The 13,192-nt window shown below is 33.4% G+C and carries 16 protein-coding genes; 8 read left to right on the forward strand and 8 right to left on the reverse strand.

What is annotated here, in order from left to right:
* Positions 1-828: 828 nt before the first annotated feature.
* From H6G57_RS28190 to H6G57_RS28200, 3 genes are all read right to left on the reverse strand, one after another.
* A complete protein-coding gene (locus H6G57_RS28190; protein WP_190525080.1) occupies positions 829-4,014 on the reverse strand; it encodes a hypothetical protein in 3,186 nt (1,061 codons plus the stop codon).
* A 98-nt stretch (positions 4,015-4,112) separates the two neighbouring features.
* Entirely contained in the window at positions 4,113-4,577 is a 465-nt protein-coding gene (locus H6G57_RS28195; protein ID WP_190525082.1) for a hypothetical protein, read from the reverse strand.
* A 29-nt stretch (positions 4,578-4,606) separates the two neighbouring features.
* Complete coding sequence (locus tag H6G57_RS28200) at positions 4,607-4,777, reverse strand: hypothetical protein (protein WP_190525084.1); 171 nt, start codon at positions 4,775-4,777, stop codon at positions 4,607-4,609.
* Between the two features lie 157 nt (positions 4,778-4,934).
* On the opposite strand from H6G57_RS28200, the gene H6G57_RS28205 reads away from it, so the two are divergent.
* A complete protein-coding gene (locus tag H6G57_RS28205; protein ID WP_190525086.1) occupies positions 4,935-5,450 on the forward strand; it encodes a hypothetical protein in 516 nt (171 codons plus the stop codon).
* A gap of 2 nt (positions 5,451-5,452) precedes the next feature.
* Here the strand turns inward: H6G57_RS28205 and H6G57_RS28210 are convergent, their stop codons facing one another.
* Genes H6G57_RS28210 through H6G57_RS28230 form a run of 5 tightly spaced genes read right to left on the reverse strand, consistent with a single transcriptional unit; the run spans position 5,453 to position 9,758 of the window.
* Positions 5,453-5,983, reverse strand: coding sequence for a hypothetical protein (locus H6G57_RS28210; protein ID WP_190525088.1), 531 nt, complete (start codon positions 5,981-5,983; stop codon positions 5,453-5,455).
* Positions 5,984-5,987: 4 nt separating this feature from the next.
* The gene (locus H6G57_RS28215; protein ID WP_190525090.1) at positions 5,988-6,596 is read right to left on the reverse strand and encodes a hypothetical protein; all 609 of its coding nucleotides are present in this window, start codon (positions 6,594-6,596) and stop codon (positions 5,988-5,990) included.
* A complete protein-coding gene (locus H6G57_RS28220) occupies positions 6,596-8,038 on the reverse strand; it encodes a terminase large subunit domain-containing protein (RefSeq protein ID WP_190525092.1) in 1,443 nt (480 codons plus the stop codon). The genes H6G57_RS28215 and H6G57_RS28220 overlap by 1 nt, the downstream gene beginning before the upstream one ends.
* The gene (locus H6G57_RS28225) at positions 8,019-8,624 is read right to left on the reverse strand and encodes a hypothetical protein (RefSeq protein WP_190525094.1); all 606 of its coding nucleotides are present in this window, start codon (positions 8,622-8,624) and stop codon (positions 8,019-8,021) included. Before H6G57_RS28225 ends, H6G57_RS28220 begins: the two co-directional genes overlap by 20 nt.
* Before the next feature lie 39 nt (positions 8,625-8,663).
* Positions 8,664-9,758, reverse strand: a complete 1,095-nt coding sequence (locus tag H6G57_RS28230; RefSeq protein WP_190525096.1) for a protelomerase family protein — start codon at positions 9,756-9,758, stop codon at positions 8,664-8,666.
* Positions 9,759-9,876: 118 nt separating this feature from the next.
* Between H6G57_RS28230 and H6G57_RS28235 the strand changes: the two genes are divergently transcribed.
* The 7 genes from H6G57_RS28235 (at position 9,877) to H6G57_RS28265 (ending at position 13,064) form a co-directional block, all read left to right on the forward strand.
* Entirely contained in the window at positions 9,877-10,338 is a 462-nt protein-coding gene (locus tag H6G57_RS28235; RefSeq protein WP_190525098.1) for a hypothetical protein, read from the forward strand.
* A gap of 221 nt (positions 10,339-10,559) precedes the next feature.
* Positions 10,560-10,949: a hypothetical protein gene (locus H6G57_RS28240; RefSeq protein WP_190525100.1), complete on the forward strand. Its 390-nt coding sequence runs from the start codon at positions 10,560-10,562 to the stop codon at positions 10,947-10,949.
* Between the two features lie 66 nt (positions 10,950-11,015).
* Entirely contained in the window at positions 11,016-11,237 is a 222-nt protein-coding gene (locus H6G57_RS28245; RefSeq protein WP_190525102.1) for a hypothetical protein, read from the forward strand.
* A 79-nt stretch (positions 11,238-11,316) separates the two neighbouring features.
* The gene (locus H6G57_RS28250; protein ID WP_190525103.1) at positions 11,317-11,562 is read left to right on the forward strand and encodes a hypothetical protein; all 246 of its coding nucleotides are present in this window, start codon (positions 11,317-11,319) and stop codon (positions 11,560-11,562) included.
* A 177-nt stretch (positions 11,563-11,739) separates the two neighbouring features.
* Positions 11,740-12,117 (forward strand): hypothetical protein, encoded by a 378-nt coding sequence (locus tag H6G57_RS28255; protein ID WP_190525105.1) that lies wholly within the window; start codon positions 11,740-11,742, stop codon positions 12,115-12,117.
* Position 12,118: 1 nt separating this feature from the next.
* Positions 12,119-12,406, forward strand: a complete 288-nt coding sequence (locus H6G57_RS28260) for a hypothetical protein (protein WP_190525107.1) — start codon at positions 12,119-12,121, stop codon at positions 12,404-12,406.
* A 253-nt stretch (positions 12,407-12,659) separates the two neighbouring features.
* On the forward strand, positions 12,660-13,064 hold the full coding sequence (locus H6G57_RS28265) for a hypothetical protein (RefSeq protein ID WP_190525109.1): 405 nt from the start codon (positions 12,660-12,662) through the stop codon (positions 13,062-13,064).
* Positions 13,065-13,192: the final 128 nt, after the last annotated feature.

The raw sequence follows: 13,192 nt of genomic DNA on the forward strand, positions 1-13,192 counted from the left end.
TGCCAAGGTTCTAGCTAGAACCTTGGCAATCTCTATTGGTGTAGTCTCATCTATAGGCGTAGTCTTACTATAGGTGTAGTCTCATCTATAGGCGTAGTCTTACTATAGGTGTAGTCTCATCTATAGGCGTAGTCTTACTATAGGTGTAGTCTCATCTATAGGCGTAGTCTTACTATAGGTGTAGTCTCATCTATAGGTGTAGTCTTACTATAGGTGTAGTCTCATCTATAGGTGTAGTCTTACTATAGGTGTAGTCACTGCTATAGGTGTTAAAATCTCTCTTAATTCCTATTAATAAATACCTCTTTTTTCGGCTATCATTCTATTAACAATTGCTTCAATTTTTTCTAACCAAACTAACAGGAACTTATTCTAGGATTTTGAAATTGCGATCGCAAAATTTACCACCGCCCGCAATACCGCCCGCCCGCCCGCTTGACTGCCTTGTACATCAAAACCATCACACCACCGCCCGCCCGCCCGCTAGACCTCACACCACCGCCCGCAAAACCGCCCGCCCGCTTTACCGCCCGCCCGCAAAAACGCCCGCCCGCTTTTTTGGCTTTTTCTTCTACATGGGGGGTTTAATGTAGGTAAAATCTGCCATTGCAAAAATTGGCAGAATCTACCAAAACAGCTTTTTTATTTTGTAATACGCTTAAACCTATATATATCAATGGTTTTGAATGGCAGATTAATTTGTAGTATAAAAAGCACTACATAAAAAACCCACTGGCAACGGCTAACCCACTGCAACGGAACGCTACACCCCCAAAACAAAACCCCCTAACCAATTGGCTAGGGGGTGGACTAGGGATTGCTTAGGGGTTATTCTTCCTCACTCCAAACCTCATCTAAAGTGTGAACATTCTCCCGACCAACTACTAATAAAGTCGGTTCATTGAGACTGTTTAATAATGTGTTTTTTAATTTAATATCTTCATTCTTTTTGAGCATGATAACAGTCGCTAAAACTTTTTTAATCTCATCATTTAAAACTTTTTCAACAGTTCTATCTAGGTGTAGTCCTGCGTTAAAATCTTTACAACCTTCTAATATTTTACCCTGTATTAATTGACGTATAGCTTGAATAGAGCCATTATATTTTTTCATCAAAGCTAATATTTCAAACCCGACTCCGGTAGAGTGATTCTTGCTGAATTCATGATAATTAACTCCCTCTATTTTCTCATCATGTTTGAACTCTTCCCAAAACTTTTTAGATGTGAATAGCTTGCTAATTTCTGCTAACTTATTCTCGTTTGTTTCAAAGTTTCTCAACTGTGATTCATTCAGGAATAAAAACTGAGAACGACTAATTAATTTCATCATCTTAAAAACCTTCATTGAGAATCCCATAGGGTGAACAATTTGGTCAACTTCCTTTAAGAACTGAATAACTTTTTGTGTCCCATCTCCGAACTTCAAAATACTGTTTTCAGAGTAGATTAACGGTGTCTTGTACCCATCTCTTAATGATTCTGAATACCATTTAATTAATTCATCATTGGCATGATATGAGCGTGCTTTTAGGTAGTCAATTTGATGAATAAAATCATAACTAATTTCATTCAGCATAACGCTACAATCCCCCATACCTTTGATATAATTTCCTGAATTAGAGTTAATGTAAATGGTGAACAAGTCAGTCTCAATACTCTCACCTTTTTGGGTTTCAAATATTTCTGTTTTTAGTTCATAGTCAAACTTTTGAATTAGATGATGGTTAACGTCTACTTGATAGAAATTAGCCATATATTTCTTAAACTTTTCATTAATCCATTTTTGCCTATTTTCAAGAAGAGTTAACCCTGATTTAATACTAATATCATACTTAAAAAGATACTCTGGACTATTATTTAAAATGTCTTTGAATTTTAACCCAATAGGTATAGTATCCCAACAAAACCCTGTCCCATCAGTGATAGGAGCAAAACCATTCAAGCTATTAGTCATAAGCCATGCACCCACTCGCGCCTGAGCAGTAATTTGATTAGAAGCCATTAAATTATTAGTAGCAAGGTATAGACAAGCTAACACCCCATAACCGCTATTTTGGAACAGTTTTAAGACTTCCTGAACGGGGTTTTTTTCTTTTTTGTATTTATTTCTATTAGTCTTTAGTTCACCCCATATAGCACCAATATCAAAGCGTAGAGTCACATTATTTTTATAATTTTGTGAAGTGTGAGAATTAATTTCTTTTTCAAAATCAAACTTCTGTAGGATAGGTTCATCAGGTAATTGAGCGCGTTTTTCTTCTAACTCTTCTAGGGTGTCTACTATTAGTTCAGGAGCAAAATAAACCAAGGAATTAACATCTAAATCTAAATATTCTTCTACCCATTCATCAGGTAATAATTGAATAGCTTCTAAAATATCATAGTTAACTAACCCAAACTTAACCTCTTTTAATAATAGTGTAGACACTGCTAATTTTTTGCCAACCTTATCATTATTAAAACCCCCTAACATTTTTTTACTATCATTAATTCCATATCTTGATGGGTTACTGGCTACCATTGCAGATGATTGGATATCGGTATTGAATGGGATGATTTCAGGGTTTTTTAATTTCTTAGAAACAAATCTTAAATCTGATAAAATGAGAGTGTTAATAGCTTTTATAAACTTTCCTGATACTCTAATAAAAAAGGCATCGTTAGGGATATTTTTTTGTTTAACAAACGCTGCAACTTCTCTTAACTTTGGTTTATGTTTGTATTTAAACGTGACTACTTTTGGCTCCCCTAAGTAAACTTTTAAGTTTGACATAGCAGTGGCATAGCAGGACTGTTGATCTAAATCTCCAAAATTACCCTCTAGGTAAGGATATTCTACCATTCTACTAAATAGTAAACCACCTACCGTTAGAAAAATTTGATAACCAAAATCATTCAATTCTATATCTTGTAAGTTATCAATTCTTGTTAGTTTCATCTGATTTTTAATAATAGCTTCATTTTGTTTATACTCTTCAGAATCAGATGATTGATTAAAATTTTTACTAATCAAATTAACAATAAATTTTGATACATTGGCTCCCGTTGTATCGGATATTTCAACATCATCTAAATTAAAGGTATTTCTTAAAACGTGTAATAACTCCCGTTGCGTAACGTCTAACCCGTGAGAAGTGAACAAATCTACTGTTAAATAGTTGATGAATTCTTCAATTAAATTTTCTCTAAGTAATGACATATTTTCCATTATTTCTTCTTTTTTTATTCCTAATTTTATAGCAACATCGTCTCTCTTAATGTCAATTTTTCTTGACCCAACACTAAAGATTTTTGCTTGCTCGTCTAACCCTTTCTTTCTAGGTGGGAACCTATACATATACTCCCTTAGACTGATTTTGACCTCTATCAATCTATTCTCAATATCCAGATACATACACTTATTATCATTACTTCCCATCAGTTTTAAAACCCTATACTGGCTAATTCTAGCGGTGTTCAGTAACCAGTCTTGATGATTCCGCCCCCAAATTTTAAACAAGTCAGCGTGTTGAAAAAAGAAACCTAATTCAACTAAAATAGATTCTGGTTTAATGATTAATGATGATGTTTTATCCTTACTATTTCTTTTATAAATTATATTATCTTCAGTGAGGTTATACTTGTTAAAAAACTCTGAAAAATATCCTTCTTTCAATGCAGTTTCATAAGCTTTTTTAGGGTTTTTAACATCATCAAAAATACTCTCTTCTACTTCTCCTAACTCTTCTAATAAAATATCTAAATAATGTGGAACTGATGAGCGTATCCCTACAACTTCTAAAGTATTAATGATAGGGTGAAAGTCAGGAGTTAGCTCATCATAAAGCCATACAAAACCTTTATCTTTTGCCAATTGTGGAGAATAAATACCGACACCATCTACAATCATTGAGTGTTTTTGAGTGTATTCTGTATCTGGAATTAATGTTAACTTGGGAAGAGATAGGATATATTCTATATCAATTTCAGGAGCTATCAAATTAATATTTTCACCGTCACAAATGTAAGGCATAAATGATATAATGCTAATAGGATAATTTGAAGTGACTAGATATAAATTGGACGATAATATTCTTTAAGGGGGGTTTTACATCCCCCTAACATTTTACCCTATTTACCAGGTTTGACGGGTTTAATCGATTTGATATCGATCACTGATAATCCTTTACGCTTAATAGATTTATTCATTTTAAACTCGATTTTTTGACCGATTAATGAGTCTAATTCGATGTCTGAATCTTCAATTTTAGCCTTGTCTAATTCAGCTAATTTTTTAGAATCGAGCAAACCCATATTGAGCAAGAAACGGGTTAGGCGGTTGTAGTCAGAGGTTCCTGATTCATCATCTTCAAACTGTTCAGAGTTGATGTTTTGTCCAGTCCAGAATCGCATCAAGATATCTTTCTTAGTTCCCTTAACTGCAATTTGGAATTCAAATTGAGAAGCGTAGAAAACCTCTTTCTTTCCTTCTTTTTCGGTGTGTTCCTCAGTTTCTTCAATAGCGATAATCTCACCGATGGTTAAGCCATTGTCTTCAGTCGCTACTTTGTTGGCAATTTTAGCTTTTAGAGCCATGATTTTAATTCCTTAGATTGATTAGATTTTTAGGTTTTGAAAGGCATGAAAAGAGGGAGATAATCATCAGAATGATCACTTTTACGCTTGCGAGTTTTCTTGCCTTGAAAGATATTTTTAGCTTGCGCGCCCTCTCCTATGTATTCAAGAGCCACAGTTTCATCATCACAAGCCAACATCTCAAGCTCAAAGTCTCTCACGGGTTCACATCTCCCTCTTTTCGTGGCATATTATTAATATACAAGATAATTTATTAAATCGATGACTTTTAATAATTTGTAATAAGTAGTATAGTAGTATTTTGTAGTATGCAATTTTTAGATTACACTATATAAATAAGCAAGAGGGGTTTTAATCATGTACACCAACTTAACAAAACCACGATTTTCAGGAGCTATTTTGGCTAAACTGGCAGGACTAACAGCAAGCCAATTCTTGAGTTTGAGACAGTCTGGATTAATGATCGATAAACCAAGATATACATTGCAAGACGTGTTTTTTGTAGCTTTATGCAATGATTTTAGGGTTAGAGCTAATAAAGTTTGGACAACTATTAAAAAATTATTAGAAACTGTTTTTGATGATTTAGAATCCGCTCAAAATATAGATTTTATTAATAGTGAAGTTTTAACTTTAGGTTTTAGTAAAAATACATCATATTACGGTTTTTTAAAGATAAATGATCCTTTTATTATAGAAGTTATGCGTGTGAAAGGTTATAAAAACCCAATCGACTTTAAATCATTTTGTATATTAACTGAGTATGATGAGTCATGTTATATAAATTTATTAAGTATTCGTTTGACTATTCTTAACCGTGCTAAAGAACTAGATTTAAAAGGTGATTTTGAAAAAATTTTATTATCAGCATAATATTACTCAAAAAGTTTTTTAACACTTTCTACACTAACATCTCCAAAGGGTGAGAATGACTTTATAATATCATTTTCTTGCACTGGGTTATAGTGTATAAAAACTCCATCGCTATATGGCTTAAATTCAACATAGAAGCACGATAAACAAGCGATTAGTTTAAGGGTATCTGTCTTGATATCCTTATCAAAAATACACTCTCTCAGATGTTCCCATTCTAGGGGTAATTCTATCTTATTATTAGTTAATTTTTTAAGCAATTTTTCTAAGTTTAATTCTTCCCATTCTTTTCTATAAATCAGTTTTTTATATTCAGGACTAATAGATTTTAAGATACTAAAATAATCATCAGTTCCCAGATAATAGTGATATCTTACATTGTAGTTTTGATGTAGTTTTCTAACAGTTTGACACCATAAATTAATATCATCACACTCGATTAATTCCAGAATTTTTATACTGTAAATGTTGATAATTTCACCTATCACGGTACAAAATCCATCATCTTTACTAACATTAAACATATAAATCATAGTATTAATAATCCCTGTAATTATGTCGGTAATCGTTAATTAATTCTTTATCGAGTGCTACAGAATACCCAAACCAATAATTAACATTTTTCTCATTATACTCTACAAAAGGCAACATTAGAGCATAGATTGAATAAGCTTTGATATTTATATTAAACTCTTGATAATCACTCCCTAGCTCTTTTGCTAGTGGATGGATTCTAAGCTTATCTAATCCTATTAATAATTCAATTGATAACAAATAATTGGGGATGTCTTCTAGCTTAAAATCAATGGCATTATATTTATTTTTTCCTATATTCTTATCAATTAAAATTTTCAAAACTGAATTATTGACACAGTAAACATTATGGAAACTTTTAAAATATTGCTTGAGATAAATTATCTCATCTAGCATCTTTTGAGCGTACAGTTTACCCTTTTCTTGATTGTAATAGATTATATAATTCCGGTTATTTTCTTCCCGTATCCGTCCCAAAACCATAATAGAATATCCTTCAATGTCAGCATAAATTGATAGAGTATATTCTTTATTAAAATGGTGTTGAATCTTCCCCAATAAATCATAATCATCTACTGTTAAATCTCTCTGATCATTAGTGGGTAATAGCATCAATATCCTATGGGTATGGTTGACGGTTTTGCGATTTTATTCTGGCATAAAATCAAGCCAGATAAGCAAAAAGCAGAACTCATAACGATATCATCATGACCGCTAGAAGCGCGTAACTGTTGCCCTATTCTAACAAAATTTAAGAACTCAAATTTAACTCTATCATCGTTTAATAGGGTGAATTTTTTTGATTCAATCCAGACTTGTAAACTCCCTACCATTGTACTCTTATTATTGGCTGACGTATGAATTTTATTAAAGAAAATATTGGGGTAATTTTGCTGTAACTGTTGATAAAATCCCTCACCGATAGAGTTAGTTTCTATTGATACACATTTAGGTTTAAATGATTCTATCAACTCCCCACACTTAAACAGATAAAACTCGATTGATTTTTTTCTATCACGGTAAAGGAAACATTGCTTAAAGGTTGTATTATCCCAGTAAAATAAAGACGCTGTGAAGTAATCATCTCCCACTGTAGCAGTGTCTATTCCTAAATAGAATTCAACCCCATCTATAGGCTTGTTTATGGGGTTTTCTATTGCAGCTAATTGAATGATTTTAGAATTAAAAATACCATGCTCCTCTATCTCCTCAAAGGTTAAATTATACTCTCGATTAATTACCTCTATAGAGGTTTGGTCTTGTTCTTTTCGGTACTCTAAATAATTTGGATTTTTACTATAAATAGGGTGACTTTTCCAATGTATAAAAACCTTGCACAATCCCCCTTCTTTAATATGATAAAAGGGTGATAATTGACCGCTTGACACTTGATTACAAATTACATCTATAGGCTTATCACTGTTTAAATTAGCTTGTTTATAAAACCATGATAATTTTGACCCTGGAGTGCTAACAATGATTTTTAAACTCTTAGAAACCATGCTACTAGATGCGCTAGATGTGCTATAAATACTCTCGATTGTGGGTACAAAAGAAGCTTCATCGAATAAAAAATCTGAGATAGAATCATAAGAACGACTACCCTCTTTTGATGAATTTTTAAAGTATATTTCACCGAGATTTTTAAGTTTAATTAATCCTACATTATCGATCAATAACTCGATTCCAAAAGACTGCAATTGTAACGCCATATCCCTAACTCTTCTGGACAATGCGCTAACATCATCCTGACTTCTACTAAAACAAATTGCACTATAAGCAGGGTTTTTACAAGCTTTAAATAGGAAGTAAGACGCAATAGTTTGTGTTATCCCTAACTGACGGCTTTTTACTGCTAGAATTGTTGTTTCTTTTTCACACAATTGAATTAATTGTGATTGATAATCATAGGCTATAAACTGTTTATAATTCTCACCTGACCTAATCTTTAAAAGACTGATGAACTCTTCCCAAGTGTCGGGTAAATTAGCTCTGAAGTCTTCCCTAGTTTGTAGTTTTCTCTGGTTTTTTAAATTAATTGGTAGTTTCATCATTGGCTTTTTTTAACCCTTCTAAATTGTACCCGTAAGACTCTAAAGATTTAATTGCAGCGTTGGGACTAACCAACTCATTAACACCCATCAAAGGTGAGTACATCTCGAATAATAATTTGAGTGCTTTTATCTGTTCAGAGGGGAATTTTGCCTGACCATTCTGATATAAATTTAGTCGATTTTTTGTCAGAATTCCGACACTCATAAACAAATCAAAAATCATTTTTTGACTTGCACCAATGGCACTTTCAGGAGCTATATCTAAAGTATTTATATCAGGTACATCCCACTTTTTCTTAATAGCTTCTAAATCTTTTTTATCATCTATTAATGGGTCTGGTGTTGTGTCCCTCTCTTGTTTTTCAATAGCTGATAGTGCTTTTTTTGCTTTATCATCATCAGATGCAATAGATTCTAAATATTTTTTATGCCAATTCTTAACAGTGGATTCAGCAATTTTAAACCCTGTTTCTGTCAACCAATCAAAAATATATTTGTAGCTATAACCGTTTTTAGCTAAGGATTGAATGCGCTTTAAATCTTTCTCAGGGAGTGATTCTATCTTAGAAAAATTTTGTCTAGGCATGATTTTAAATAGGGATAATAGTTCTATAGTATACTACAATTATAATTCATCTACAATTCTAAAAATAGAATAGCTTTTAGCTGTAACATCGTTTAACTTTAGATAGCCAGAATTATCGATCGTACCCTCAGCGAGTACCTCAGCAAAGTATTGTGATTCATTGCTTCTACAATTATCTAGGAAAACGTAACAGGAAAACGCATAAAGCTTGCGAAAAATATGAGTTTTGCCATTAATCATTTCAAGCTTAGAAGCCATTCTAACGGGTTTTAAAATGTTATCGTGTACTAATGAAGCTTGCATGACAAGAGTGTTTAAAAGCACCGATAACGGGGTTTTTAACTCACTTTTTTCCTTGACAAAAGAGCGTAATAATTTGAGATTTGATGTTAATAATTCTGCAATTTCTCCATCATAATTTTGATAGCTTAATCCTAAATAGGGGAGATTGAAAGCAGTTTCTTTTTTAGTTTTAGATGATTTTGCCAGCCCTTGCACTCTGAAGAATCCATCATTAGAAAACTCAATAAAACATTCTGTATCTAGTATTTCTTCATACTGTCTTCTACCTGTTAACAATTCTATTGCTAACATTTTAGAGGCGTAATCTTTATTACTTCCTATTGGTTTTCTCAAGTCATTAATTGCATTTTCAATTAATTGATTAAGGATGTTTTTTGTGATGGGAATTCGATTATCCCCAGAGTTTTTTGCTTGCACTGCTTTTGTATAATCTCGATTAGTTTTTGACACTATCTCACCACTATCAGGAAAGGCAAAAAGAGCGTAAGGTATCAGATTATAGCTATTTTTTTCATAGGTTTCTGTTAACAATTCTGCAATCATTTTGCGATAAACTGTGAGTTTTTTAACCTTAGTTGTCTCTGAGTTTTTGCTATCTAATAATTTTTGAGTGATTGTATTAGATAAGCTTTGGAACTGTAAAAGGTTGTCAACCGTTTTCTTAGAAAAATTAGAACTCATCCAGGGTATTAAATCAACTCGTTTACCGTCTAAACGTTTAGGGATGAATCTCGATTCTAAAGAAGATATATCGCAACCATCCCAGAGTCTTTTTAATTCGTTTTTGATGGATTCAAATTCTTTAACTTCTATTGCATTTAGGCTTGGCATAATGTTAATCGGTTCCTTTTTTGACTACTCCTATAGAATAGCGCATATCCTGAGAACCTACAAGGGGTAAATGATTAAACTTTCTTATAGGGTAAGATAAAAACCCTACAAAATAATTATGGTACAATGGTTGACAATCTCTATAGAAGTCGCTACTATTGTAAATGTAGAGCGAAAGGAATTAAACACCATGACCGCTAAAAAAGAAACCAAAACAACCGAGACAACCCAAAACCCTGATGAATTATTAGCAATTAAATTAGGCTATAAATTGAAAAATGGTAAAGGGGATGTCAAAGCTTTAAAAGATGCTATCTTTAATATAATTTTGATGAATGCAGACTCAATAAATGATATTTCAAATATTGATAAAGCCATCAAATTGTACGCTAGTAATGGAGTAGCCAAACGCAATCAAGAGAACTCACAGAAGGCATTACAAAAGATTGAAGACGCGATAAATGAATGCTTAGAAAACAATATGCAGCCTACCAAAACTTATCTTAACAAACGCTTTGGAATTAACTATAATTTGCTCAAAAAATATCAAGAAATGTACCCGGACAAATTACCTAAATAATCGATATGGGGGGACTCTTCCCCCTTTGTTGAGAACCTACAAACCCGACTGATAAATTTGACTTATCGCTACATCCTAAAAGCTTTTAAAACTTTAATGGTACGCATCTTGACAACGGCTATAGAAGACGCTAAGATGGTATCAGAAAGGTTGAGGAAGACGCAACAAAAAACCTCCCCTATCGCTACAAACTGACAACAAACTAACAGGAACCTTGAAAAATGAAGAGTATCTTAATCGCAATTGCAGCGACTCTCTACGCGCTTGCTCTCTGGCTTTTTGCTCCTAAATCAATTTGGGATTGTGAAGTGAAAAAAGCAAAATCCAAACGCAACAAAACCACGCTACAGACACCTCAAACATCGGAAATTGTAGAAGACATCCAGACAACCGAGACACCACTAAAGACAAGCCACACAGCTTACCCTTTAATTGATACACCGACCCCTACACCGACACCGACACCTACACCGACACCGACCCCTACACCCCAAACCTGGACTGTTGCAAAATTAAGAAAAGAGGCACAACTTAGAAAGGTTCAATGGAAAGATTCTAATGGTAAACCGCTTAAAAAACCTGAATTGATGACACTCTTAGGAGTAGCATAATCGAATAATTAAGGGGGTGAAATATCCCCCTAACAAACCTCAAAAATATAAAAATAGGAGACTGAAATGATTAACTACTGGGTAGCCTACACTCAATATAATGATAGAAAATATGCTTGTCTGTTCAGCAATTTTAAAGATTCTGAGAAGTATTTACAAGCTATTTTAGAGATGGATTATCACTTTGATTTTAGAGAAAAGATTCGGGAGAATTTTACAATTAAATGTTTTGAGGGAAAAGAAGACGCTATAAAATTCAGAGATGATTTTTTAGAGATGGGTGTATAATCGAGCCATTAACAAAGATGCCTAGGCAGTGCAGCAAACACCCCTAGGCGTGACCCCTAATTACAGTAGGAGCATAGCTATGATATCACTTCAAACGGCTGAATTAGCCGCGTTACAAGGCATTCAAATCATTTTTAATTATCAGCAAGCGTTAGGTATCAACGATACACAGTTAGCTTGTGAGTTAGGAATCAGTGAACATTCTATTAAGTGTTACAAACTTAATACTAAGAATAAAAGGTATCCTTCTGAATCAGTTGTTAAACTTGCAAAACTCAAGTTAAGACTGTGGGAGCAAGGCATAAAAATCAGTGATTTTGATTAGGTTACATAGTGAATTAAGAAGTAAATAACGATGTAAATTGACCCCTAGAGATAGGGGTTTTATAGTGTGTATATGCAACTAGAACGCAACTAGAATACAACTAGAGAATAGTCTCAATGTAATAGTAGCAATCAATCATTTTATAGTTGCAGTGAAACATAAAGAGGTAGGCTATGGATGCTATCAGAAACAGTTGACTATGCAGCGTTAAAAACCCTTTTTGAAGCCTTAGAACTAGATAAAGCTAAAGGGTATAGATACCTAAAAAGGATATCTAAAATATTAGGAAATACTGACTACTGGAAATATAAACCTAGAGATGGAGCGTTAAACAACGATGGTATAAAAATTTTTGAATTATTCACAACAATTGCTAAAGAACATAGTCCACAGTTTGCAGAAAAACAGTTGATAGAGGAGTTAAAAAATCATGGTTACAACATCCCAGAAACAAACCAAAACAACCGAACAAACTACAACAAAGGAACCGCAAGAAATGAACAACCAAACTCCGCAAAACAACCAAACTTCTACGACACATTACTCGGATTATGACTTGAGAAATGAAGCCATAAAAAGCCAAGCGGTGAAAGACGCATTCTCTGACGCTCGAATGTATTTAGAGTGTTATGATTCACATTTTGAAGCACTAAAAAACACTGGAATTACAAACCTATTGCAGTCTAAAATTCAGGAGCAAAATACCCAGTTAAAAGAGCGTGAAAATCAAGATTTTTTGCTGATGAATCCAGAAGAAATCATGCAACGGATGAAAAACTTACAACAAACTTTAAGCTTACCATCTCAGTCAAATTGTCGGTATCTTCCCCAAAGTTTGGGGTAAGTCAAGATGATTTAGAAGCTTATAAACTCAATGGAATGTGTTAATTATGGGGGTTTATTCCCCCTTCTAGGATTATGTTAGAGCCTTTTAAATTCGGTCTAGCGGTTTGTTTAGGTTACTTGATTAGTTTCGGATTTAATCAAGTTCAAACTACAGCATATCAAGTCAATCTTGAAAGTCAGAACAAGTCACTCAAAACAGATTATTCTCAGTGTCAAAATCGGATTAATCAAGCTAAGGGGATGATTGAAAAATGGTAACAAAGGGTCAATACGAGTTACAAAAAGAGCAAAAACAGCAACGCTTGTATGATTTAGATTTAGGGATTTTAGACAATAAAATTTTAGCTAAATCTAATGATTTGAAAGTTAGCCAGATTGACGTTAAGCGGTCGGAAATTAAAGTATTATCTGCAAGTGAAAATCTTAATCAAGATGGAATTAATCTATCAATTCTAAAAGAGAAAACGTTGCAGTTATCCGATGGCTTAAACTTCGAGAAAGCTAACACTCGAATTAACCGCGATAAGCTTTTAGTTCAAGGCAATAAAGCCATGCTTGAGTTATCACAAATCAAGCAAGAGTTAAGCGAGTCTCAAGCGTTATTTTCTCTAAAGTTTTCCTCACAAGCTAGTCAAAAAATTAATCTACTGAAGTAAGAAGATGTACCTAAAATTTTTAGCTTTAAGCGCATCCCTAGGTGTGCTTTTTTTATCTCCAGTATCTCCTGATTTGTCCCGTAATCAAAAGTTAATTTTAGGCGGTCTAGCGAGTGTTTCTAGCTGTA

This window comes from Planktothrix sp. FACHB-1365 (assembly GCF_014697575.1).
Lineage (GTDB): Bacteria > Cyanobacteriota > Cyanobacteriia > Cyanobacteriales > Microcoleaceae > Planktothrix.